The 24,407-nt window shown below is 41.9% G+C and carries 27 protein-coding genes; 16 read left to right on the forward strand and 11 right to left on the reverse strand.

The annotated features are described in order from the left end of the window. The first annotated feature begins 25 nt into the window (after positions 1–25). The gene (locus F0361_RS12655; protein WP_154918955.1) at positions 26–553 is read left to right on the forward strand and encodes an SRPBCC family protein; all 528 of its coding nucleotides are present in this window, start codon (positions 26–28) and stop codon (positions 551–553) included. 146 nt (positions 554–699) lie between these two features. Here F0361_RS12655 and F0361_RS12660 read toward each other — a convergent pair whose 3' ends face one another. The 5 genes from F0361_RS12660 to F0361_RS12680 all read right to left on the reverse strand — a co-directional run bounded on the left by F0361_RS12660 (position 700) and on the right by F0361_RS12680 (position 6,462). Continuing rightward, the gene (locus F0361_RS12660) at positions 700–2,388 is read right to left on the reverse strand and encodes an alpha-amylase family glycosyl hydrolase (RefSeq protein WP_154918958.1); all 1,689 of its coding nucleotides are present in this window, start codon (positions 2,386–2,388) and stop codon (positions 700–702) included. Positions 2,389–2,439: 51 nt separating this feature from the next. Beyond that, entirely contained in the window at positions 2,440–3,210 is a 771-nt protein-coding gene (locus F0361_RS12665) for a carboxypeptidase-like regulatory domain-containing protein (RefSeq protein WP_138258936.1), read from the reverse strand. A 78-nt stretch (positions 3,211–3,288) separates the two neighbouring features. Beyond that, positions 3,289–5,082, reverse strand: a complete 1,794-nt coding sequence (locus F0361_RS12670) for a DEAD/DEAH box helicase (protein WP_154918960.1) — start codon at positions 5,080–5,082, stop codon at positions 3,289–3,291. 161 nt (positions 5,083–5,243) lie between these two features. Continuing rightward, positions 5,244–5,888, reverse strand: coding sequence for a DUF4337 domain-containing protein (locus F0361_RS12675; RefSeq protein WP_154918962.1), 645 nt, complete (start codon positions 5,886–5,888; stop codon positions 5,244–5,246). Then, on the reverse strand, positions 5,875–6,462 hold the full coding sequence (locus F0361_RS12680) for a non-canonical purine NTP diphosphatase (RefSeq protein WP_154918965.1): 588 nt from the start codon (positions 6,460–6,462) through the stop codon (positions 5,875–5,877). Before F0361_RS12680 ends, F0361_RS12675 begins: the two co-directional genes overlap by 14 nt. A 62-nt stretch (positions 6,463–6,524) precedes the next feature. On the opposite strand from F0361_RS12680, the gene F0361_RS12685 reads away from it, so the two are divergent. From F0361_RS12685 to serA, 5 genes are all read left to right on the forward strand, one after another. Next, positions 6,525–6,977, forward strand: coding sequence for a methyltransferase family protein (locus F0361_RS12685; protein ID WP_154918967.1), 453 nt, complete (start codon positions 6,525–6,527; stop codon positions 6,975–6,977). A 91-nt stretch (positions 6,978–7,068) separates the two neighbouring features. Then, a complete protein-coding gene (locus tag F0361_RS12690; protein ID WP_154918969.1) occupies positions 7,069–7,674 on the forward strand; it encodes a SatD family protein in 606 nt (201 codons plus the stop codon). A gap of 2 nt (positions 7,675–7,676) precedes the next feature. Next, on the forward strand, positions 7,677–8,378 hold the full coding sequence (locus tag F0361_RS12695) for a DUF3307 domain-containing protein (RefSeq protein ID WP_154918972.1): 702 nt from the start codon (positions 7,677–7,679) through the stop codon (positions 8,376–8,378). Positions 8,379–8,384: 6 nt separating this feature from the next. Continuing rightward, positions 8,385–9,170, forward strand: coding sequence for an alpha/beta fold hydrolase (locus tag F0361_RS12700; RefSeq protein WP_154918974.1), 786 nt, complete (start codon positions 8,385–8,387; stop codon positions 9,168–9,170). Between the two features lie 154 nt (positions 9,171–9,324). Beyond that, on the forward strand, positions 9,325–11,217 hold the full coding sequence (serA, locus tag F0361_RS12705) for a phosphoglycerate dehydrogenase (RefSeq protein ID WP_154918976.1): 1,893 nt from the start codon (positions 9,325–9,327) through the stop codon (positions 11,215–11,217). 47 nt (positions 11,218–11,264) lie between these two features. On the opposite strand, the gene rlmH is transcribed toward serA, so the two are convergent. After that, positions 11,265–11,738 carry a 23S rRNA (pseudouridine(1915)-N(3))-methyltransferase RlmH gene (rlmH, locus tag F0361_RS12710; RefSeq protein WP_154918978.1) on the reverse strand — a complete coding sequence of 158 codons (474 nt, stop codon included), beginning with the start codon at positions 11,736–11,738 and terminating at the stop codon, positions 11,265–11,267. Positions 11,739–11,801: 63 nt separating this feature from the next. Between rlmH and nadC the strand changes: the two genes are divergently transcribed. From nadC to priA, 4 genes are read left to right on the forward strand one after another with little or no spacing between them, the layout of a single operon-like run. Continuing rightward, positions 11,802–12,659: a carboxylating nicotinate-nucleotide diphosphorylase gene (nadC, locus tag F0361_RS12715; protein ID WP_154918980.1), complete on the forward strand. Its 858-nt coding sequence runs from the start codon at positions 11,802–11,804 to the stop codon at positions 12,657–12,659. Beyond that, on the forward strand, positions 12,660–13,628 hold the full coding sequence (locus tag F0361_RS12720) for a YihY/virulence factor BrkB family protein (protein WP_138258925.1): 969 nt from the start codon (positions 12,660–12,662) through the stop codon (positions 13,626–13,628). Further along, the gene (locus tag F0361_RS12725) at positions 13,625–14,065 is read left to right on the forward strand and encodes a DUF2147 domain-containing protein (RefSeq protein WP_154918982.1); all 441 of its coding nucleotides are present in this window, start codon (positions 13,625–13,627) and stop codon (positions 14,063–14,065) included. Before F0361_RS12720 ends, F0361_RS12725 begins: the two co-directional genes overlap by 4 nt. Positions 14,066–14,070: 5 nt before the next feature. Then, complete coding sequence (priA, locus tag F0361_RS12730; RefSeq protein ID WP_154918984.1) at positions 14,071–16,524, forward strand: replication restart helicase PriA; 2,454 nt, start codon at positions 14,071–14,073, stop codon at positions 16,522–16,524. 58 nt (positions 16,525–16,582) lie between these two features. Here priA and F0361_RS12735 read toward each other — a convergent pair whose 3' ends face one another. After that, on the reverse strand, positions 16,583–17,275 hold the full coding sequence (locus tag F0361_RS12735; protein ID WP_099546514.1) for a LytR/AlgR family response regulator transcription factor: 693 nt from the start codon (positions 17,273–17,275) through the stop codon (positions 16,583–16,585). Between the two features lie 235 nt (positions 17,276–17,510). Here F0361_RS12735 and rpsF point away from each other — a divergent pair, with 235 nt between their 5' ends. From rpsF to hisS, 5 genes are all read left to right on the forward strand, one after another. Then, the gene (gene rpsF, locus F0361_RS12740; protein ID WP_094999303.1) at positions 17,511–17,852 is read left to right on the forward strand and encodes a 30S ribosomal protein S6; all 342 of its coding nucleotides are present in this window, start codon (positions 17,511–17,513) and stop codon (positions 17,850–17,852) included. 5 nt (positions 17,853–17,857) lie between these two features. Beyond that, positions 17,858–18,154: a 30S ribosomal protein S18 gene (gene rpsR / locus F0361_RS12745; protein WP_138258923.1), complete on the forward strand. Its 297-nt coding sequence runs from the start codon at positions 17,858–17,860 to the stop codon at positions 18,152–18,154. 12 nt (positions 18,155–18,166) lie between these two features. Further along, positions 18,167–18,619: a 50S ribosomal protein L9 gene (gene rplI, locus F0361_RS12750; RefSeq protein ID WP_138258922.1), complete on the forward strand. Its 453-nt coding sequence runs from the start codon at positions 18,167–18,169 to the stop codon at positions 18,617–18,619. A gap of 74 nt (positions 18,620–18,693) precedes the next feature. Continuing rightward, positions 18,694–19,170, forward strand: a complete 477-nt coding sequence (locus tag F0361_RS12755) for a DUF6495 family protein (protein ID WP_154918986.1) — start codon at positions 18,694–18,696, stop codon at positions 19,168–19,170. Between the two features lie 107 nt (positions 19,171–19,277). Continuing rightward, positions 19,278–20,654, forward strand: coding sequence for a histidine--tRNA ligase (gene hisS, locus F0361_RS12760; RefSeq protein WP_154918988.1), 1,377 nt, complete (start codon positions 19,278–19,280; stop codon positions 20,652–20,654). On the opposite strand, the gene F0361_RS12765 is transcribed toward hisS, so the two are convergent. Together F0361_RS12765 and F0361_RS12770 are read right to left on the reverse strand one after the other, a co-directional pair. Further along, a complete protein-coding gene (locus F0361_RS12765; RefSeq protein WP_154918990.1) occupies positions 20,638–21,195 on the reverse strand; it encodes an NUDIX hydrolase in 558 nt (185 codons plus the stop codon). The two genes, hisS and F0361_RS12765, sit on opposite strands and share 17 nt — an antisense overlap. A gap of 139 nt (positions 21,196–21,334) precedes the next feature. After that, positions 21,335–22,423, reverse strand: a complete 1,089-nt coding sequence (locus F0361_RS12770; RefSeq protein WP_154918992.1) for a M42 family metallopeptidase — start codon at positions 22,421–22,423, stop codon at positions 21,335–21,337. Between the two features lie 195 nt (positions 22,424–22,618). On the opposite strand from F0361_RS12770, the gene F0361_RS12775 reads away from it, so the two are divergent. Beyond that, entirely contained in the window at positions 22,619–23,317 is a 699-nt protein-coding gene (locus tag F0361_RS12775) for a DUF4294 domain-containing protein (RefSeq protein WP_154918994.1), read from the forward strand. Here F0361_RS12775 and F0361_RS12780 read toward each other — a convergent pair. After that, the gene (locus F0361_RS12780) at positions 23,314–23,553 is read right to left on the reverse strand and encodes a DUF6095 family protein (protein ID WP_138258916.1); all 240 of its coding nucleotides are present in this window, start codon (positions 23,551–23,553) and stop codon (positions 23,314–23,316) included. The two genes, F0361_RS12775 and F0361_RS12780, sit on opposite strands and share 4 nt — an antisense overlap. Beyond that, on the reverse strand, positions 23,550–24,404 hold the full coding sequence (locus F0361_RS12785; RefSeq protein ID WP_154918996.1) for a DUF4249 domain-containing protein: 855 nt from the start codon (positions 24,402–24,404) through the stop codon (positions 23,550–23,552). The genes F0361_RS12780 and F0361_RS12785 overlap by 4 nt, the downstream gene beginning before the upstream one ends. Positions 24,405–24,407: the final 3 nt, after the last annotated feature.

The following is a 24,407-nucleotide window of genomic DNA, read 5'->3' on the forward strand; positions in this document are numbered from 1 at the left end:
GGATAACCAACTAATTGATAAACAAATGACTATAGTAGTATATATCCTGGCGGCCATAATCGTTTTAATTATTTTTCTCGCCGCAATTGCACCAAAAACCTATGATGTTTCTAGGAGTGTTGAAATAAATGGCACCAAAGAAAAAATTTGGCCTTATTTAAAATTTTTGGAAAAACAGCGTGAATGGTCCCCTTGGGCACGGAAGGATCCTAATATGGATACCAAACTTACCGGTACTGATGGGGAAGTAGGCGCCATAAGTTATTGGAACGGTAACAAGGATGTTGGGGAAGGGGAACAGGAAATCACCCAAATTATAGAAGGGGAAAGGGCAGAAGGGGAGCTTCGTTTTCTCAAACCCATGAAATCACAGTCCGACTGTTATCTTATTCTTGAAGAACAATCACCCGGTAAAAGTAAAGTTACCTGGGGATTTAAGGGAAAAAGTGCCTTTCCATTTAGTATTCTAATGCTGTTCATGAGTATGGACAAAATGGTAGGAAAGGACTTTGAAGAGGGACTTAGGACCTTAAAGTCAAAATTGGAACAATAAAATAAAATGGGGTATATTGCCCTATTTATTGGAACCAACAAAGGCTATAATACCCCGAGGCTTGCCAGCCTGAATGCTTGTCGGGCAGGCCTCAAAATTAAAAGTTCGTTTATATAGAATGCCTAGTGGGCTTGCACCGAGGTAGCTTATTTGACCAATTCAAGTAGTGCTATATCATAGTCGTTATCCAAAACAACTTTGCCATTTTCTACGGTAACCTCGGTTTGGGAATAGGTATCGAACAGTTGAGTACCGTCGCCAAAGAAGCCTTTTACCCAGATCGACTTTTTACCATCCGGTAAATCTAAAGCAATCACTACCTTGTCCTTAATTTCACCGTTCATGTAGGTCCTTCCAAAGGTATAGGGCGATTTGGACAATCTACGGTGTCTCCCGGCACCAATCGCTAAATGGTTTCTTCTGAACGACCCCAATTTTCTCCAATGTTCAAGAATATCCTTTGTGTTTGGAAGGGAATCCAATTCTTCCCAATTCATAAAAGAACGTAGTGTGGCATCTCCTTGCGTACTATCAATGACCAAATTTCTCGCGGTTTCGTCCCCATAATAAATTTGGGACGCGCCCGGAGTGAGTAGTAAGACATTGGCCGCTCTTTTTGGTTCTTTTCGTTCTTTGTCGAAAGGACTTCCATCGTCGTGCGAGGTTAGATAGTTCATCACACTTTTTCCTTTTAACTTGGTCCGCATTAGTCGGCTATATTTGGAAAATATGGAGTCATACTCCATAGAGGCATCGTTTTTCAGTTCAAAATTGATAAGGCTTGTAAAACCATTATCAAAATAATCCACTTTTTTATCGCCGAAGTCATATTCCCTGCCACCGGAAATACCGTATCCATAGACTTCCCCTACCATATAGAAAGGCGTATCGTCCAAAACGTCTTCCGGGTGTTTTCGCTTCCACGTTTCAAAGGCATAGGATGCCTCTTTATATAACTCTGCCCAAGCATTTTCGTTCACATGTTTGACCGTATCTACCCTAAAACCATCAATACCCAGTTCATGGATATAATCCGTTAACCACTTTATGATATAGAAGCGAGGGGCCCTTGGATATCCCGTTCTCTCAAAAAACAATTGAAGTTCGTCCAGCTCCGTACTTAATCTCCCTTCGTTCTTCCACTTGGCCAAGAGGTAATCCGGCAATTCAACGGAAGCATCGGAAAGGGTTTTTACATCGGGTAAATTTTTCACCAAGGTGCAATTCGTAGTGTTTTCATAATTGGTGAACTCACAGGTAGGTTCAGTGATGACCCACTCCTCTGGCCAAGCCGGATCTTCTTCCGTAACGGGACCCGTGTGGTTTAGCACAACATCCATCAAAATACGAATTCCGTGGTCGTGTGCCGTTTTTACCAAATGGGCCAATTCCTGTTTCGTTCCAAAATTCGGGTCCAAGGCCGTCCAATCCTTGGCCCAATATCCATGGTATCCATAGGTGTTTCCAGTACCCTCATCCGTATCGCCATGAATCTGCTCAACGACCGGTGTAAACCAAATGGCGTTTACACCTAGTTCGTCAAAGTATCCTTCCTCTATTTTTTCAGAAATCCCTTGAATATCACCTCCCATAAAACCTCTTAGCTTTCCGGTGGCATTATCCCGCTCAAAATTCACGTCATTATCCGGATTTGCATTGTTGAATCTATCTGTCAATAGGAAGTAGACGTTTGCTCCCTCCCAGGCAAATGGAATATTTTTTTTGGATATACTATCTTTTGATATAGTTGTTTCTTGGGCAGTTTCTGTTTTTTTAGGCTTACAGGAGAGACTTAATACCAGCGAAAAAAACAGTATAATACTGGAATATTTCATGTGCATTTTGAGTTTGGTTAAAGCTATAAAATGCAGATGGAAGGCTAAAATTTATTTTTTCCTATTTAGGACCTTGTATTCTTCATAGCAGCTACTAATGGCGTCTAGGATTTGAAGATCATTGGCCGTAGTGATAAAGGATTGGGAGTAGTTACAGTTATTAAGGATGTCCTGAATATCCATTTTGTCCAGTTGTAAAAGCTCCGTCAATGTTTCCCGGTCGAACTTAGAGGCCAATAAATCCCGTATTTTGTCATCCTCTTTCATTTGCCTGAGCTTCCGCATCTGGTTGGGTCTTTTACCAAAAAGATTTCGCAATAGATCGGCGGGATTTAAAATGGCCCCCAAAACCTTGGTGACCGCACTCGGGTTTTTGTTTCCACCTTCGTAGCCCACGGAAAGTCCAGATATACTATACTGATATGCGTTGTTTATCGGCAGGTTCTTTACATCTATTTCCAAATACCCGGTAAGTTGGTACGGCCGTACAATGACCTCTTCCAAGGCATAGGCCAGTTCCGTTAGGGCAATTTCCGTATTCCCAAACCTGAACATGTCATTGGTGACCCTGATTTTTTGGGACTTAAATCCCAAATAGGTGAAATACAAGGTATCATTGACGGCTGCGGTAATGGAAAACTCCCCCTGTTCGTTGGTAATGGTACCCACGACTTGGTTCAGGTTGACAACATGCACGCTTTCCATGGGTTCATCGGTCTGGGCATTTTTTACAATGGCCTTTACGGTATTTGTTTCAGCGTCCTCTTGGGCAAGTCCAAATAGGCTAAAAAAACAACATACTCCTAGAAAAAAAATGCGCATAAACCTGTTTCCTCAAACTTTAAAGGTACAAACAAAATAAAAAAATACGCCTAAGCGTATTTTTTAATATACAATTAACTAAAAGAAATCGCCCTTTTTCTTTCTGGTGCGTCGGTTACCGGAGTTGGGACTTTTACCCTGGCTTCGGTCCCTGCCTTTGGAACGGCCCTTGTCCTCATTTTTGGAGCCTTTTCTATGTTTTTTCTTGTCTTTGCTCCCTTTTCCGCGACGCTTTCCTCCGCCACTGCCACCGGCACCACCGGGGTTGTTGGAGATTTCAACATTCACGAAGCGTCCGTCCACCTTAAATTCATTGAAGGTAGCCAATATTTGTTCGGTGACTTCGGCATCGGTATTAAAAAAAGAGAAACTGTCCTTTACATCGACCTTATAGATATCATCTTTGCCAAGTCCGACGGTATCCCGAAGAAAATCCTTTAACGACATCCAATCGTAACCGTCCCTTTCCCCTACGTTGATAAAATATCGGACCGAACCATTACCGCTGAAAGAAGACTGCGCCCTTCCCGATTCTTGGGAACCGGTTTGTGAAGCGTTCAAATCCTTGGTCTTGTTGTAGTAATTATAGAACCTGGTAAACTCTACGGAAACGATTTTTTTGATAAGTTCATCGCGATCTATTCCTTTGAGCACGTCATTGATGGCCGGCAAGAAGGGGTCCACTTCATTATTGATCTTTGTTTCCTTGATTTTGTTTGCCAAGTGGTACAATTGGATCTCACAGATTTCCATGCCGGTGGGAATATCCTTCTGGATAAATTCCTGTTTGATGATATTTTCGATGGATTTTATCTTCCTGAGTTCGCTACGGGTAACGATGACCATGGAAATACCCGATTTTCCGGCCCTTCCTGTCCTACCACTTCTATGTGTGTAAGTCTCTATCTCATCGGGTAGTTGGTAGTTTATTACGTGGGTGATGTCGTCCACATCGATACCCCTGGCGGCCACATCGGTAGCGACCAACATCTGGATCTGTTTTTTCCGGAAGGCGTTCATCACCAAATCACGTTGGTTTTGGCTCAGGTCGCCGTGCAATGCACCGGCATTATAGCCGTCCTCGATCAATTTTTCCGCCACTTTTTGGGTATCTCTTTTGGTGCGGCAGAAAACTACCGAAAATATATCGGGATTGGTATCCGCCAATCTTTTCAAGGCCGGATAGCGGTCCCTGCCACTTACCAGATAATATTCGTGCTGAACGGTTGCCGCGCCCGAATTTTTGGTACCCACTGTAATCTCCTGGGGCGCGTGCATGAACTTTTTGGCGATAATCGCAACTTCTTTTGGCATGGTGGCAGAAAACAACCAAGTGGATTTGTCATCTGGCGTGTTGGAAAGAATGTCCTGGATATCCTCAAAGAAGCCCATATTGAGCATTTCATCGGCCTCGTCCAAAACACAATAATCGATTTTTGTGATGTCCACCAGACCTCTGCTGATCATATCCTTCATTCGGCCAGGCGTTGCTACCACAATTTGGGCGCCTCTTTTAATCTGTTTCGCTTGTTCCGTAATGCTTGCACCACCATAAATGGCGACTACGCTTATATTCCTTTCATATTTGGAATAGAGTTGTAATTCATTGGTAATCTGTAGGCACAATTCCCGGGTAGGCGATAAGATCAAGCCTTGGGTTGTCCTGCTATTACTGTCTATTTTCTGAATTAGTGGAAACCCGAAAGCGGCCGTTTTGCCGGTACCTGTTTGGGCTAAAGCCACGAGGTCCGTTTCGCTTTCCAATAAAATAGGGATTGCTTTTTCCTGTACTTCGGAAGGGGACTCAAAACCCAAATCCGAGACAGCATCCAATAGGGACTTTTCAAGTCCCAATGCTTCAAACTTTGTCATAATACGTTATATACTTAATCGCAAATAAGAATGCTGCTTAGAGGGATTATCCTATATAACCTATTTAGACTCGGCGCAACACATGCTATACTAGCGGCGTTATTTAAAGCGGCAAAGGTACTGCGAATTAATGAGATGCAATAATAAATCTTTAGGTACGCTCAGGGGGCCAAAGTATAGCCATAAACAGACAGCAGAATACCAATAAAACCGGAAATTATCATACAGATGATAAAGGTTTTTTGCAGCAATGGATTGTCGTAAATTATAATACAGACCGCTCCAAGTACAATGCTTATTTGGAAAAAGAGCATACCCAGATCGAATTTTTTCGTCGCAAAGTCGTATTCCTCCGCCAGGGCTTCCCATTCGTTGATTCCCACAATCTTGCCCATTTCTCCATCCAGGTCTTGGGCCCATTCTTCTTGTGGAATGTTTGCCGAGCCCACTAAAATTTCCGTTTTTTCCGATGCGTACTTTTTTATTTGCTTTTCTACGTTAGCGATTTTTACCTGTATGCTTCCAATATTTTCCTCTTGTACGATGCCTGTTTCCAACAGGGCCTGTAGATTGTCCAGCTCACTTTCCTTTAAGCTTTCCTTGATGCTCTTGGATTGGTACCAGCTGGAGTAGTTCACCACTTTATTGTGGGCGATCATCATTTCCTCTTCCAGTTCCCCGTTGATCATTTGGGATATGGCCATCAAGGCGGCAAAAAAGGCGATCAGCACACCGCCAACCGCTTCCGCTCTTTCTGATGCTACCGAAACCTCAACCGTATCCGTATTTTTTTTAGTCTGTAACATGGTGGTCGTTTAAATAGGTTATGAGTTTTGAAAAGGCCTTTCCCCGGTGGCTTATCTCGTTTTTTATATCCAACGGAAGTTCCGCAAAGGTTTGGTCATATCCATTGGGTCTAAATATGGGGTCGTAGCCAAATCCCTTATCGCCTTTTTTGGAAGTGGTGATTTCCCCTTCAACAACACCCTCGAAAAACTGTGTCCTTCCTTCTAGGTTTAAGGATATAACGGTCTTGAAATGTGCGGAACGATTGTCTTTGTCCGCTAGGTTTTTCAATAGTTTGTCCATATTGGCATGCGCATCGTTTCGTATTCCTGCGTATCTGGCGGAATAGACACCAGGCTCGCCGTTAAGAGCGTCCACTAATAGGCCTGTATCATCCGCGAAACAGGATAAATTGTAGTTTTGGTAAACGTAATCCGACTTCAGTTTTGCGTTGCCTTCCAAGGTGTTTTCGGTTTCAGGAATATCCTCCGTAATACCCAAATCTTTCAATGAAACCAGGGTTATCCCCTTAGGAAGTAATTGCTGTACTTCCTTTACTTTGTTCTGGTTGTGCGTGGCAAAAACAAGTTTCATTTCTCCGTATTTAATCCCCTGATTTATGGGGCAAAGAGCGTCAAAAATAGTAATTTTATCCAATGGAATTAAAAGTGCCCCCCGTATTGGTTTTTTTAAGTTTCGGATTGATCATGTATTTGGTTGGCCTTTTCTTACCCGTAGGTTATTTCGATTTTTTTGGACGTTTCCTGCTCGCAAAAATCCTTGTTGTTTTGGCCGGATTCATGGGTTTGGTTTCGGTCTACCAATTTTTTAAAAGAAAAACTTCGGTAGACCCGATGCATCCAGAAAAAGTGAACCAATTGGTTACTTCCGGTCTATATAAATATTCCAGAAATCCTATGTATCTGGCGCTTTTGATGGTTCTACTCGGTTTTGGGCTCTATCTGGGAAATGCCTTTAATACCCTGGTCGCTGCCGGTTTTGTGGCGTATATGAATCGGTTTCAGATTATACCGGAGGAAAGGATACTCTTAGCCAAGTTTGGAAACAAATTCAAATCCTACCAAATCGCCACGCGAAGGTGGTTTTAATATCCCCTTTTGATTATCGTAATAATTAATATGCATAAATATTATCTATTTAGCTTATAATTTAATATATTAGCTTTTTAAATAATATAGTATGATAGCGATTATCACGGGTGATATCATTAACTCCGAAGGGCATCAATCCTCTGAATGGATAGACATTCTCAAAACATATTTTACACGTTTTGGGCCATCGCCCATGAACTGGGAAATTTATAGAGGAGACGAGTTTCAATTAAAGGTCACCAAGGATAATGCCTTGTTGACCGCCATACACATTAAAGCCCTAATAAAATCCGTGAAGGACCTGGATGTCCGAATGGGAATTGGTATCGGGCTGGAAACGTATATAGGTTCTGGGGTCAGCGAATCCAACGGTCCGGCCTATCAACGTTCGGGCCGCAAATTGGAATCCATTAAGGATGGAAAGGTGAATTTAAGTATCGCCACGGGAAACGAATTTTATGACAAGACCCTCAATTTAATGCTGCAATTGGCGCTAGATTTTATGGACAGCTGGAGTGTGGTATCAGCAGAGATAATCGCCTTGGTCTTGGAGAATCCAAAGGCTTCCCAAAAGGAAATCGCTAAAAAATTAGGCATAAAACAATCCGCAGTAAGTCAACGGTTAAAACGCGCCCGACTTGATCTGGTCATGGATTTATTGAACTATTATGAACAGGCAATAAAAGAAGTATGACCATGCAGCTATTCGTGAAATTGTTATTGGCCCATCTCATTGGGGATTTTATGCTGCAACCTACCAAATGGGTCATACATAAAGAGGCCAATAAAGCGGCCTCCAAGTTCCTTTATCTGCATGTCCTTGTCCACTTTATGCTCTACATGCTATTTCTTTGGGATTTTCAAAAGTGGTGGATGGCACTTGTTTTATCCATGGGCCATCTTGTCATAGATTTGGCGAAGTTATACGTAAACCCACTTTTTAAAAATAAAAGCAACCCGTTTTTCCTGGATCAAATTCTCCATATTTTGACCATTTATGTTTTTGTGTATTTTACAAATTTGCACGAACAGACCATGGCACTAATCCAGGGATTGGATTGGCCTTTGGTATTGGCCATTGTGTTCGTTACAACACCTTCGGCTATTATTATGGGCAAGCTGTTGGAGGGTATGTCCAACCAAATAAATACGGACCATAAATCATTGCCCAATGCCGGTACCTATATAGGCATCATCGAAAGATTGTTCGTGCTTACCTTTATCATCATAGGTAGGTGGGAAGCCATCGGACTTTTGATTACCGCAAAATCTGTGTTTAGGTTCAACGATTTAAAGGAAAGCAACAGCAGAAAGCTTACGGAATATATTCTGATAGGTACTTTGGTCAGTTTTGGACTGGCGATTTTGACGGGACTCTTATATATAAGTTATACTTAATTTGAAATGAAAAACTTCCTATTTCTATCTTTTGCTTTTGTCCTTTGCATCTCAAAATTTTCCGCGCAAACTAATTTTTTCCAATCCTTTGATGGAACCAATATTAGTTATACCGATGAAGGATTTGGCGAGACAGTTCTTTTAATTCATGGATTTTTGAACTCAGGCAAATCTTGGAAAAACACAAAACTGAAAATGGATTTATTGGAAAAGGGTTATAGAGTCATTATTCCCGATTTAAGGGGCTGCGGGCAATCCGATAAACCCCAGGAGGAGCAGTTTTATCAGCACAATGCTGAGGTACAGGATTTAAACCTCCTGATGGACCATTTAAAAATACAGCACTATGCTGCAATTGGCTATTCCAGGGGCAGTGTTGTTTTGGCGGAGCTCCTAACGGAAGACGAACGAATCAGTAAGGCCGTTTTAGGGGGAATGGGAATCGATTTTACAAACCCTAATTGGGATCGGAGAGTGGCCTTCGCGAACGCCTTTAATGGAGAAGTTTCTGAAATGACCCAAGGAGCGGTAGACTATGCAAAATCCATAAATGCCGATTTTAGGTCGCTCCATTTGCAACAAAAGTACCAACCTTCCACAAGCAAGGAAGAACTTGGAAAAATAACGACCGAAATTTTGGTGATAGCAGGGGATACCGATTTTGAAAATGGAAATCCGGAAGCGCTGAGCAAGGTGTTCAAGAGTTCCAAGTTGTCTATTGTGCCCGGAGATCATAACGGGACCTTGAAAACCCAAAAATTCTCCAATGAAATACTTGGGTTTTTGAGATAAAGACCCATCGCCAAAGACGGCTGTAGTTTTACAATTAATTCAATCCGCTTCCTTTTTGTTTAATTTTGGATGCCCCTACCAAACAACCAATTTAATTTTTAATTTTGCCACTACATTCAAAGAACTCCTTTTTAGCTTAGAAAGGGCTTAAAATATGGTTGCAACGGGTAGAAAATATGTTTTTGATTTTGACAGTACCTTGACTCGGGTCGAGGCACTGGACGTGCTGGCGGAAATGACCTTGGAGGGAAAATCCAATCGGGAGGAAATTGTTAGCGAAATTCAACGCATTACCAATTTGGGCATTGACGGCGATATTTCCTTTACGGAATCACTGGAGCGCCGTTTAAAGCTTTTGGACGCAAATAAGGAGGATCTTGAAAAATTGGTGGCAGAGCTACGGCAAAAGATTTCCAAGTCCATAGCGGCCAACAAGGAGTTTTTTGAAAAATATTCAGATGATATCTATGTGATTTCCTGCGGATTCAAGGAATTTATAGATCCCATTGTCAAGGAATACAACATACCATCGAACCGGGTATATGCCAATACCTTTAAGTTTGATGAGCAGGGAAATATCGTTGGGTTCGATGAAAAAAATGTACTCTCACAGCACAACGGAAAAATAGAATGCCTGAAGCAAATGAACTTGGACGGTGAGGTCCAGGTCATTGGTGATGGATATAGTGATTACGTAATGAGGGAGGCCGGGATAGCGCATAAATTTTTCGCCTACACAGAAAATGTCCACCGGGAGAAAGCCGCTAAGAATGCCGACCATGTTGCACCTAACTTAGATGAATTTTTATTTGTGAACGATTTGCCAAGAAATATCTCTTACCCAAAGAACAGAATTAAGATCCTATTACTGGAGAATGTCCATTCCGATGCTTTTGAAAGCCTTTCGAGCGAAGGCTTTTCTGTGGAGCTTTTAAAGCACAGCCTGTCGGAAGAGGAACTGGTAGAAAAAATCAAGGATGTCCATGTATTGGGTATCCGTTCAAAGACACAGGTGACGGAAAAGGTATTGGATGCCGCTGAAAAATTATTGGTAGTTGGCGCATTTTGCATCGGTACTACCCAAATAGATTTGGAGTATGCCAAGCGTAAAGGAGTGGTGGTTTTCAATGCCCCTTACAGCAATACACGGTCTGTTGTGGAGTTGGCCATCGGCGAAATTATTATGCTGATGCGTAGCGTCTTTGCAAGAAGTTCTGAAATTCACAACGGGCAGTGGCAAAAAACGGCTGCAGGATCTAGGGAGGTACGTGGCAAAAATTTGGGTATTGTGGGTTATGGAAATATCGGAAAACAGCTTTCCGTTTTGGCCGAAGCGATGGGAATGAAGGTCTACTACTATGACGTAAACGACCAATTGGCCCTTGGAAACGCCGTAAAATGTAGCACTTTGGAGGATTTGTTGAATGTCTCCGACGTGGTTACCCTGCACGTTGATGACAACAAGGCAAATAAAAATTTCATTGGGGAACGCGAAATCAACCAAATGAAGCGAGGAGCCATGTTGATAAACCTATCCAGAGGTTTCGTGGTGGATATCGATGCCCTCGCAGATGGATTGGAAAGCGGGAAGATTGGCGGTGCCGCTGTGGATGTATATCCTGAGGAACCCAGTAGTAATGGGGATTTCAAAACAAGACTTCAAGGTTTTCCAAACGTGATTTTGACTCCGCATGTAGGGGGAAGTACGGAAGAGGCCCAAAGGGATATCGCCGAGTTTGTTCCAAATAAAATTATGGACTATATCAATTCTGGAAACACGGTAGATGCCGTGAATTTCCCCAATATCCGCTTGCCGAAGCAAAATAACGCGCACAGGTTCCTACATATCCATAAGAACGTTCCAGGAATTATGGCGAAAATCAATAAGGTATTGGCCAAGTATGAGCTTAATATTTCCAGCCAATATTTATCGACCGATAGTGAGGTGGGCTATGTAATTACCGATTTGGACAAGGAATACAACAAAGATGTTATCAAGGCCTTGAAAAAGGTCGAAAACACGATAAAGTTCAGGGTGCTTTATTAATTTTTTTGACCATCCTATTCAAAGATTTTTTCGTCAAAGGCTAAAGTCTACTGATGATGATAGGGCTCGTTCCGTAAAATCGTGAAGGCCCTGTATAGTTGCTCCACAAAAAACAGGCGCACCATTTGATGGGAAAAGGTCATTTTGGAAAGACTGATTTTTCCCGATGCTTTTCTATATATTTCCTCGCTGAACCCATAAGGCCCCCCGATCAAAAAGACGAGCTGCTTCAACCCGGAATTCATTTTTTTCTGTAGGTAACTGGAAAATTCCAAGGAGGAGTATTGTTTGCCATTTTCATCCAAAAGCACCAGGATATCGGTATTTGCGAGCGATTTAAAAATGAGCTCGCCCTCCTTGATTTTTTGTTGTTCGGCGGATAGGTTTTTGGTTTTTTTTAAGTCGGGGATAATCTCCAATTCAAAATTGACGTAATGGCCCAACCGTTGCTCATACATGGAGATGAGCTTTTGCAGTTCCTTGCTATCCGTTTTACCAATGGCCAACAGTTTTATCGTCATATTTCAAAAGTAAATCAAATTCCCAAAATGGATTCGTATTTTAGCGGGAAGCAATAATAGTTTATGATTTCACAAGAGCAGTTCGAAAAGGAATTGGAAGGAATAATTGCCAATGCGATCAGGGAAGATGTAGGTGACGGCGACCATAGCTCCTTGGCATGTATCCCGCCGGATGCAAAGGGAAAGGCAAAATTATTGGTAAAGGACGAGGGAATCATCGCTGGGATCGAGTTCGCAAAAATGGTCTTTGAATACGTGGACAAGGACATGGTTTTTGAAACCGTGTTGGAAGATGGTTCCAAGGTGAAGTATGGAGATATCGCTTTTTATGTCTCTGGAAGTTCCAGAAGTATTCTTTTGGCCGAAAGACTGGTGCTTAACGCCATGCAACGCATGAGTGCCATCGCAACCAAAACCAAAACTTTCGTGGATTTATTGGATGGGACCGGCACAAAAATCCTGGATACCAGAAAAACAACGCCAGGAATCAGGGCCTTGGAGAAGTGGGCGGTTAAGATAGGCGGGGGAGAAAATCATCGCTTTGCTTTGTATGACATGGTCATGCTCAAAGACAACCATATCGATTTTGCGGGCGGAATAACCAAGGCAATAGAAAAGACCAAGTCCTATTTGAAGGAAACGGGCAGGGATCTGAAAATAATCGTCGAAGCAAGGGATTTGGATGAGATTAAGGAAATTTTAAAGTCCGATGGCGTGTACCGCATCCTGATCGACAATTTTAATTACGAGGATACACGTGAAGCCGTTCGGCTTATTGGGGACACCTGCCTTACCGAATCATCGGGTGGAATCAACGAGGAAACCATTCGGCATTATGCGGAATGCGGTGTGGATTACATATCCTCTGGGGCTTTGACGCACTCCGTCCATAACATGGACTTAAGTTTAAAAGCCGTGTAGATGTCCGCAGAGGTCGAAGAAAAACTGGATAAAATTCCAATACTCAATAAGGTAGTACGGTTGCTCAAGACGATCAAATTACCCGGACTTGAGGGTCTATCCCTTTATGATTTAATGGAAATGTATATCAATGGAATCGTGCAGGGGGCCTTGTCCTCACGTGCGAGCGCCATCTCCTTTAGTCTTTTTATGGCATTGTTTCCACTTTTGATTTTTATGGTTACCCTGGTACCTTTCTTTCTGGATTATATCAGCATTCAGAACGAAAATTTTGAATTACAGTTCCAACTTTTTTTGGAATCCTTTTTACCGAATGCCACGGGGGATTACTTTGGGGATATTTTCGGGCAAATAAAAGATCAGAAGCGGGGAGGCTTGCTTTCATCGGCTTTTTTGCTTTCCATTTTCTTGGTTGCGAACGGCGTGAATTCCATCTTTGGAGGGTTTGAAACAAGTTACCATATAGAGCTGAAACGCAACTTTTTCAGGCAGTACCTTTATGCCCTAATGGTAGGACTTATTTTGGCAATACTGATTATAGTCGGTTTTGTGGCCTATATATATTTTGAGTTTTATGTACTGGGCTATTTGACCGAATTCGCCGCTAGGCAGGGAGGATACGTTTTGGACGAAGATGAGATTATTGGTGTCCAGATAGCTAAAATCCTCTTTTTTATAGTACTGTCCTATTTTACTACGGCGATTCTTTATTATTTTGGGACCAAGGAAGGGAAACAGGCCCGTTTTTTTTCAATCGGGGCATTGGTTACCACGATTTTGTTTTTATTGACATCTTATTTGTTCGGTATTTATGTGGAGAAATTTGCCCGATACAACGAACTGTATGGTGCTTTGGGGGGATTATTGATATTGATGGTCTACATTTGGTTGAATTCCAATATATTGCTCCTTGGTTTCGAATTGAACGCTTCCTTAAATTCCTTACGTAAAATCAGTAGACAAGAATGATAAACAATAAAGTAGTCTTTGTATCCTTATTTTTTTTAATCGGAATAAACTGTCTGGCGGCCCAGTCGGTTTTTGGCAGATGGAAGACCATTGACGATAGAACGGGAAAACCCAAAGGTATTATCAATATTGTCCAGAAGGACGGTCAACTATATGGCTACGTTGAAAAAATCCTGGAAGAAGGTAAGGAAGATGCAGTCTGTATCAAATGTGAAGGGGAATTGAAAGGTGAACCCATAGTGGGTATGGAGATTATAAAGGGCGGAGAAAAAACAGACGACGGCGAATGGAAGGGTAAACACCTTTTTGACCCTGAACAGGCCATGACCTTCCGATTTAAGATCTGGTTAAACCCCGATAATAAGGATGAATTGAAAGTCCGTGGTTATTTGGCCTTTCTTTTCAGAACCCAAACATGGATTAGGGTGGGAGCATAGATCTTATGGAGTACTTTGTCAACGTAGTTTTGCCCATACCCCTGAAGCGTCATTTCACGTACAGCATCACTCCGGCGGAAGCGTCATTTTTGCTACCAGGTATGCGCGTATCCGTCCCCTTTGGGAAATCAAAAATATATACGGCCCTGGTTCTTGAGGTACATAATACGCCACCTGTGGTGTATGAGGCCAAGGAAATAGACCAGATTTTGGATGACGTCCCTTTGGTGAACCCCGTTCAGCTAAAGCACTGGGAATGGATAGCCAATTACTATATGTGTACCATGGGGGAGGTGATGCGCAGTGCCCTGCCATCGGCTTTTTTATTGGAAAGTGAAACCCTGATTTTACGAAATGATGAAGCCAATGTGGATGAATCCCAATTACAGGACGACGAGTTTTTGGTCTTTGAGGCCCTACAGCATCAATCCACTTTGAAGGTCCATGAGGTTTCCATAATTGTGGACCGAAAAAATGTACTGCCCGTTTTAAACCGACTCCTTGAAAAGAATATTATTTACCTGAAGGAAGAGGTCTACGAGCAATACAAACCCAAATTGGTAAAGTATGTCAAGTTGGGAAAGGAATATCTTTCAGATGAAGCCTTGGAATCACTGTTGGAAACGCTCTCCCGGGCACCCAAGCAAAGTCAGGTGGTTCTGGCTTTATTTCAATTGCAGAGTGGTAGCAAGAAACCGATATCGGTATCGGATTTGGAAAAATACAGCGAGGCCTCAAAAGCGGTCATAAGTTCGTTGGTCGAGAAAGGAATCTTGGAGGAGTATTTTATTCGGAAAGACCGTATAACCTATGATGGCGCTGAAAACTCCGAAATAAAAACCTTGAACGAACATCAATTAAATGCCCTTGCCGACATAAAAAATGCATTCTCGGAGGATAAGGTGACCCTATTAAAAGGAGTTACGTCATCGGGAAAGACAGAAGTGTACGTTCAGTTGATCAGTGATTTCTTGGAAAGGGGAAAGCAGATTCTCTATTTACTTCCTGAAATTGCCCTGACCACCCAGTTGATATCCCGGTTGCAGGATTATTTTGGCGAACGCATTTCCGTGTTTCATTCCAAATACAACATTCAGGAGCGGGTAGAAGTTTGGAACAATGTTTTGAAAGGTGCTGAAAAGGCCCAGATTGTCATTGGAGCCAGGTCTTCCTTGTTTTTACCATTCGCTAATTTGGGACTGATTATCGTAGATGAGGAACACGAAGGCTCCTTTAAGCAGTTCGACCCAGCACCGCGGTATCATGCCAGGGACGCGGCCATAGTCCTTGCAAACCTCCATGGGGCCAATATTCTTTTGGGTTCCGCCACGCCCAGTATAGAAAGCTATTTCAATGCCAAGCATGGAAAATATGGCTATGCAGAAATAAATAGGCGTTTTGGCAATGTACTCATGCCAGATATGGAATTGGTGGATTATAAGGAAGCCCTACGTAAAAAACGGGTAAAAGGACACTTTTCCGAAAGGTTGTTACAGGAGATCGAGGAAAGTCTTGGCAATGGTGAGCAAATCATACTTTTTCAGAATCGGCGTGGGTTTGCCCCGGTTTTGGAGTGCCTTACCTGTGGTCATACGCCACAATGTTCCAATTGTGATGTTACCTTGACCTACCATCAATATAAAAATCAGTTGCGATGTCACTATTGTGGTTTTCACACTGCATTACCAGAGAGCTGCGCCGCCTGTGGTAGTCCGGAATTGGATACCAAGGGATTCGGTACGGAACAGGTAGAGGAGGAGGTCAAAAAACTATTTCCCGGCGCCAAGGTAGGTCGCATGGATTTGGACACCACCCGAGGCAAACATGCCTATGAAAAGATCATCACTTCCTTTGAACAACAGGAATTGGATATTTTGGTAGGTACGCAGATGCTTACAAAAGGACTGGATTTTAGAAATGTAAGTTTGGTAGGTGTCATGAATGCCGATTCTCTCCTAAATTTTCCGGATTACCGTGCCCATGAGCGTACCTTTCAAATGCTGACCCAGGTGGCGGGTAGGGCAGGGCGTACCCAGAAAAGGGGAAAGGTCATCATCCAGAGCTACAACCCGTACCATCAGATTTTAAAACAGGTAACCACGGGGGACTATGAAACCATGTTTGAAGAACAAGTATACGAAAGGGAACAGTATAAATATCCGCCAGTAAACCGGATTATAAAAATTACCTTTAAACATAAGAACTACAATACGCTCAACGAAGCATCTGAATGGTTCAGTGGGGCTTTGCGAACAAATTTTGGAGGTACGGTTCTAGGACCCGAGTTTCCGCCCATTTCTAGAATTCGGAATCTATATTTAAAGCATGTTTTGGTGAAAATCGGGAAAAACGAATCCCTGGGAAGAACCAAGAAGAATATCAAGAGAATTGAAAAGTCCTTTAATTCTGTGAGTAAGTTTAGAAGTGTAAGGGTCATCTATAATGTGGACCACATTTAAAAAATAAAAAACCGCCCAAAAGGCGGTTTTCAGTGTATTCTTTTTTCATAAGCAATTATTATACATTGCTCAGGGCTTCGGCCAATTCCGTTTTCTTGTTCCTACTCAAAGGAATGGAGCGGCCGCTCACCTCTACATTTTTGCTGTTGAACTTCTCAACTTTTTCCAAGTTCACAATATAGGATTTGTGAATTCTAAGGAATTTATCTTCCGGCAATTGCTTTTCGAAAGATTTCATTGTTGATAAAATTACGATGTTGGCTTCATCGGTGACCAATTTGATGTAGTCTCCCAAAGCCTCTATCCATTTGATATCGTTCAGGATAACCTTTCTTTTCTTTAAGTTACTTTTTACGAAAATATGTTCTTCGTCTTCGTTCACCCTGTGCATTTGCTCATATTTGGCTACCGCTCTTTTTACGGAAGCATCAAAACGTGCCATGGTAATGGGTTTGTGAAGGTAATCCGTTACGTCATAATCGAAAGCCTTTAGGGCATAATCCGGTTTGCCGGTGATCAAGATTACTTGGGGACTATTGTCCAAGGATTCAAGTAGGTCGAATCCTGTAATGATGGGCATTTCAACATCCAAAAAGATTAAATCGATTTCATTGTTCTTGATGCCGTTCTTTGCTTCGATGGCGTTGCTGTACTCTGCCACCATAGCTAGGTTTGGGTGGTTGTTTACCAACTTGGCGACCGCCATACGCTGCATGGACGAATCGTCAACGATAATACTTCTTAACTTCATAAGGGCTGATTTGTGGGGTTAAATCATCGACAAATTACCGAAAAAACACGGTCAACTGCAACAAAAGATGTAAACAATGCTTTTCTTATTGTATAGATGGCAATGATCATTGATTATTAAGATTTGGTTTATACATTTTAAATTTTTCCTCCTAGCTATAACGAAGAATTTCTTCATTTCTTATAATTATTGAAAAAAAGTGTCTATTTTTGCACTCCTTTTAAATAAATATAATATGAACCATTACGAAACTGTTTTCATTTTGAATCCCGTTCTATCTGATGTTCAGATAGAGGAAACAGTTAAGAAATTCGAGGATTTCTTAATTAACAATGGCGCCAAAATGGTGGCCAAGGAGAATTGGGGCCTAAAGAAATTGGCGTACCCGATTCAAAACAAAAAAAGTGGTTTTTACCACTTGTTCGAATTTACCAGCACAGGCGAGGTAGTAATGCCTTACGAGCAGGAGTTTAGGAGAGATGAACGCGTTATGCGCTTTTTGACCGTTAAATTGGACAAACATGCCATCGCGTGGGCAGAAAAAAGAAGAGCAAGAAACAAAACCGCTAAAGCGTAAGGACTATGGCAACATTACAACAACAGGCAAAAGGTAAAAAAGATGGGGAAATCAGATACCTTACCCCATTAAATATTGAGACCAATACCAAAAAGAAGTACTGTAGGTTTAAAAAATCCGGCATTAAATATGTGGATTATAAGGATGCGGACTTTTTGATGAAATTGGTAAACGAGCAAGGTAAGTTGTTACCTAGAAGGCTTACAGGTACTTCCTTGAAGTATCAAAGAAAAGTGGCCCAAGCGGTAAAAAGAGCTCGTCATTTGGCGTTAATGCCATATGTTGGTGATTTATTAAAATAAAAGAAAAGAATCATGGAGCTTATATTAAAGGAAGACGTAGAGAATTTAGGTTTTAAAGATGACTTGGTGAGCGTAAAGAATGGATACGGTAGAAACTACCTTATTCCACAAGGCTTGGCGACCATGGCAACACCTTCGGCTAAAAAAGTATTGGCCGAAACTTTAAAACAAAGGGCCCACAAAGAAAAGAAAGTTGTGGATGCCGCTAAAAAGACAGCTGAAGCCCTAAAGGCCTTGGAATTGAAAATTACTGCCAAAGCTGGCGCAGGGGACAAATTGTTCGGTTCCGTTACCAATGGCGATTTGGCCGAGGCAATCGAAAAGGAAGGTCACACTATCGACAAGAAGTTTATTAGTATTCAAGGTGGTTCCGTGAAAAGAACCGGTCCTTACAATGCCCAGATTAGACTTCACAGGGAGGTAGTTGTAGATTTCCCTTTTGAGGTAGTAGCAGAGCAGAATTAATTTGTTTGTAAATAATATGATAAGCCTTTCAGGAAACTGGAAGGCTTATTTATTTTATCTATTCAAAGAACCATATGAAATACGCGAGACTTACGAAGGAACAATTGGAAGAACTTCATCCAGAGTTCATCAATTTTTTGGCTACACAGTCCATCGATAAGACCGAGTGGGATGAAATCAAGAAACACAAGCCACAAGTGGCGGAAGAGGAGTTGGATGTTTTCAGCGATTTGGTTTGGGAAGGGGTTTTGTCCAAAGTAACTTATTTGGAGAATATTTCAGCCCAGCAAATGCACCTTTTTCACCTGACCGATAAGGAAATGAAACTAATCGCCGTAAAAATTATGAATCCGGAAATCGATTTGACGACCAAGGTAGGTTTTGATTGGTTCCGAAAAAACTGGCAATCGGATTTCGTAGATTATATGACGGCCTCCAAAGCGTATACGGACGACCCAAATCAAGATAAGTTTGAATTGATCAAACAAGGTGCGGTCATCACCAAAGGGGAATTGTACCAGTGGTTCGATAACGTTATAGAAGCCCCATAAGCCCCCTCTAACTCCTCCAATGGGGGAGAATAAGTTTCTCGGTTAGTACTTCCTCTTCTTTGGAAGGGATTATGGGGAGACTTATATTTGCAACTCATAAAATATCCATGGCACAAAAACCTTCCATACCCAAAGGTACCCGCGATTTTACACCCTCCGAAGTTGTAAAGCGAAACTATATTTTTGATGTAGTCAAAAGGCATTTTCAAACCTTTGGTTTTCAGCCTATTGAAACTCCGTCCTTTGAAAATTCGGAAACCTTGATGGGTAAATATGGGGATGAGGGCGATCGACTCATTTTTAAGATTTTGAATTCGGGAGACTTTTTGAACAAGGTCAATGACGAATTATACAGTTTAAAGGATTCTAATAAAATAACTTCAAGTATTTCTGAAAAGGCATTACGCTATGATTTAACCGTACCTTTTGCCCGATACGTAGTCATGCACCAAAATGAACTGGATTTTCCTTTTAAACGCTATCAGATACAGCCTGTATGGCGTGCGGATAGGCCACAAAAAGGGAGGTTCAGGGAATTCTATCAATGTGATGCGGATGTAGTTGGCTCGGATTCTTTGTTGCAGGAAGTGGAACTTATTCAGTTGTACGATACCGTTTTTACGGAATTGAAGTTGGACGGCGTTACCATTAAATTGAACAATCGTAAAATTCTTGCCGGTATTGCCGAAGTCATAGGTGCCAAGGATTTATTGATAGATTTTACCGTAGCCTTGGATAAATTGGATAAGATAGGGGAGGACGGTGTTAAGAAAGAAATGTTGTCCAAAGGAATTTCGGAATTCGCGATTGAAAAGGCCGCACCCTTGTTCAACTTAAAAGGCAGTAATACCGATCAATTGGATGCCTTGGATGCCTTATTGGAAAACTCCAAAGAAGGGAAAAAAGGCGTGGATGAACTTCGGTTTATTATGGAAACCATTGTCAGTTTGGGTATGCAGTCAGCCAAATTGGTCATTGACGTTACTTTGGCCCGTGGACTCAATTATTATACAGGGGCCATTTTTGAAGTAGCTGCTCCTAAGGGTGTTTCCATGGGATCTATTGGCGGCGGCGGTCGTTATGATGATTTAACGGGAATCTTTGGATTAAAGGATGTTAGCGGTGTGGGAATTTCTTTTGGCTTGGACCGAATTTACCTTGTTTTGGAGGAATTGAATCTGTTTCCCGAAGCCATAGATCGTTCCTTAGAAGTGCTATGTTTGAATTTTGGGACCAAGGAAGGTTTGGCTGCCTTGAAGCTTACCACGGTCTTACGAAAGCATGGAATTAAGGCCGATATATACCCCTCCGAGGCAAAACTGAACAAGCAGTTCAAATATGCCAACAATCGGAATGTACCTTATGTAATTCTTTTGGGTGAGGAGGAATTGAACAATAGTTCTTTCGTGGTGAAGAACATGCAAAACGGAGAGCAAAAAACATATTCTTTGTCGGACACACAGCAATTTATCGATTCCCTATAAGTTTGCTTTCCAGTGCCTTTAAAATCGTTTCGTAATATTCTTTTTTGTGCGGAACGTATTTGTTGGGCCGCGTCTCTAAAACCTCTCTTTTGAATTGGGAAATGGGTATACTGTCCAAAGCTTCCACTTCGCTTTCCTGCTTTTTTAGGTTTTCAATCGGTTCCTTCAATTCGCACATAAAGGTATGATGGAATTCACAGTCGATAAGACGTACTGAATGTTTCTGAACCGATTTGAACACTCCAATCTTTTGTAAATCAGAAGGCCTTATCATTAGACCAATTTCCTCGGCTACCTCCCGAACCGCCGATTTCTCCAAATCTTCACTGGCCCCAACGTGTCCGGCTACGGAAACATCCCAAAGTAGGGGGTGGGTATCTTTATCCTTACCTCTTTGTTGAAGTAGTACCTCACCGTCGGACGTATAAATCCAAATATGAACGGTAGGATGAAAAAGTCCATCCCGGTGTGCTTCCGATTTCATGCACGATTGTCCGGTAAGATTTCCGTCCGCATCCAAAATATCTATTAACTCATCCATAGTAAGGAAGTCATCGAAAAATGGAAAATAGACCTGTCAGGTTTTTAAAACCTGACAGGTCTTGATTCCTATTTACGCCTAGGTATATTTACTGCTGAATGTTTTTAATCCTCTCCATCGGGGAGGAAATAGTAGGTGCTTAATCAAAATAGCTAAAGGTTTCCCCTTCCTTAATATTCAAGAGTGTTTCGTAAATCAATCTTATGACATTTTCCACGTCATCCTTATGCACCATTTCCACTGTGGTATGCATATAGCGTAAGGGCAAGGAAATAAGAGCCGATGCTACTCCGCCATTACTGTAGGCAAAGGCATCTGTATCCGTTCCTGTCATTCTGGAAGCAGCCAAGCGTTGGAAAGGTATTTTTTTGGCTTCGGCCGTTTCAATAATACGTTCCCTAAGTTTATTTTGAACCGCAGGAGCGTAGGAAATTACGGGGCCTGCACCAATTTCTGTATGTCCCTGTGTCTTTTTCTCGATCATAGGGGTGGTAGTATCATGGCAAACATCTGTGACGATGGCAACGTTCGGTTTTATAGTCTGTGTTATCATCTCTGCACCTCGAAGGCCGATTTCCTCTTGAACGGAATTGGTGATATAGAGTCCGAAAGGAAGTTTCTTTTTGTTTTCATGTAAAAGCCGTGCAACCTCGGCAACCATGAATCCACCAGCCCTGTTGTCTATCGCCCTACAGACATATTTATCGCCGTTCAATACCTGGAATGTATCTGGATAGGTGATGACGCAACCTACATGTACTCCCATTTTTTCCACTTCGGCCTTGTCCTTGGCACCTATATCGATAAAAATATTGTCCAATTTTGGCGGTTCTTCCTTGTCGTTTTTCCGGGTGTGAATGGCCGGCCATCCAAAAACTCCTTTTACGATACCATTTTTGGTGTGGATGTTCACCCACTTACTGGGCGCAATTTGATGGTCGCTACCCCCATTTCTGATTACATAAAGAAGGCCATTATCGGTAATATAGTTGACATACCATGAAATTTCATCGGAATGCCCTTCTATAACCACTTTATATTTCGCATCGGGATTAATAACTCCCACAGCGGTTCCGTAGGTATCCGTAATAAAGGTGTCCACATAAGGTTTCAAATAGTCCATCCAAAGCTTTTGTCCTTCCCATTCATAACCGGTTGGGGACGCGTTGTTCAGGTATTTTTCAAAAAAATCAAGAGATTTTTTATTGATGATGTTTTTGTTCGCCATGAATATTTAGTTTAACTGGATAATCGAGATTTACTAAAGTAAGTTCTTGACACGACCAATAGCGGAATCGGTTCAAATTATGGCAAGCCTTACCTTGTTAATGTTGCTTACAAACTTAGCAATATTCACTTGTTTTTAATAATATGCTGTAGCAATTATCGTTAATTTTGGCAGGGCTTTTGCACGCACTATGCTATGTTGAAAAATAGGCTACTATTATTTGTTTTTCTGACTTCCGTACTTCATTTGGCGGGTCAGGTTCCTGAACAGGAGTTGGATTCCCTTTCTGAAAAAATGATTATCCTGGCAGGGGACTCGATAGTTCAAAGTTCCATCGCCCTGCAGGAGGCCTACGTCTTTGGCAAGCTTCAGTTTTCTTCCTACGATGATAAACTCAGGTATTACATATTACGACGGAAGACCCACAAAGTGTATCCGTATGCGAAATTGGCAGCGGAGCGCCTGTTGGAGTTGAACGACAGTCTTACCAAAATTACAAAGACCCGAAAACGGAAGAAATACACCCGCAAAGTTCAAAAGTATATAGAAGAGGAATTTTCAGAGGAATTGAAAAAACTCACCAGAACGGAGGGGCAAATTTTAGTAAAGCTAATATACAGGCAAACGGGAACCACGGCCTTTGATCTAGTCAAAGATCTTAGGAACGGATGGAGAGCCTTTTGGTACAATACGACTGCCAAACTTTTTAAAATCAGTATCAAGGAAGAGTTCCACCCAGATGAAGTGGAGGAGGATTATCTCATAGAGGACATTCTACAAAGGGCTTTTGCCGCTGGGCAATTGGAACGGCAGGAAACGGTTTTGGATTACGATTACAGTTCCCTTTATAATAAGTGGAAAAAGCCCGTCGTGAAGAATAACCCAAGCAATTAGTCTTTCGACCTTCCCTTACCTCCAAAAAGCGCATCAACTATTGTTTGGATACCTTTGAAACCGGAATAAATGGCATACATGGCCAAAATCAGTCCAATGACTAGTACGGGCCAGTATAGAGGGTGACCTTCGTTTTTAAAAGCCTGCCAAATGACTATTGGCGCTAAAAACATAAGCAAAACCGTAAAGGCCAACTTCTTGATACCTTTAAAAAGCATTTCCTTATCGGTTTTCATTCTATTTCAATGGTTCTCTTAAACTCTTGGACCACAGCAAAGTATCCTAAGGGGAAATCGTTGTTCTGCCCGATGGATTCCAATTCCTCGGGATTTGCTATACCCGTCACATTAAAGATATTTCCTCGAACGGTTGCGGCCGGGGTTTGAAATGGACCCTGGTCACCGCCAGCCTGAACAATAATTTGGTTCATATAATTATAGAAGGATTCATCTGCGCCAAGGATGCTGATGGTCATTTCCTGACCGGGTTCAATATCCTCGTAGAAGTACGAAAACTCAAAACGCTGGCCCTGGTAAAATTCATCCTCGGTGACTAAAAATTCGTTGAAGCCGAAATCGAAAATATAAAAATCGTCCCGTGTACCATCATCCGTAAAACTTATTATAATTTCAGTTTCGTCACCGGTAAACAGTGTTTCTTCGCCCTGGACAACCGATTCTATGGGTGATGTAGGGACAAAACTCGTAGTGGCATAATATTGTTCGTTTTTAAAATTGATAAATAATGCCAATTGTCCTGAAGTAAAAAAGGTCGTATTTCTTGTTGCTTCATAAGTTCCTGGTGAAACTTCCGCCAAGTTGATTTCGTTACTTTCCAATGAATTATCGGAAACAAAATCCAGGTTGCGTATACGGACCTCCGCATTGGACAGCGGATTGTTCTCCTCAAAAAATGAGCTGGTCAAGTTCAATTTTATTTGAGCTGTAGTAATGGGTTCCGATGTGTCCATTCTAAGAACCGCATCTACCGATAAACGTGACGTTTCTGTTGGCAAATCGACTTCTATCACATCCTCACAGGATTGTAGAAGTATTATGCCCAATAAGCAATAAATAAATCTATACATCAC

Origin of the sequence: Maribacter flavus (assembly GCF_008386635.1) — a bacterium.
GTDB lineage: Bacteria > Bacteroidota > Bacteroidia > Flavobacteriales > Flavobacteriaceae > Maribacter > Maribacter flavus.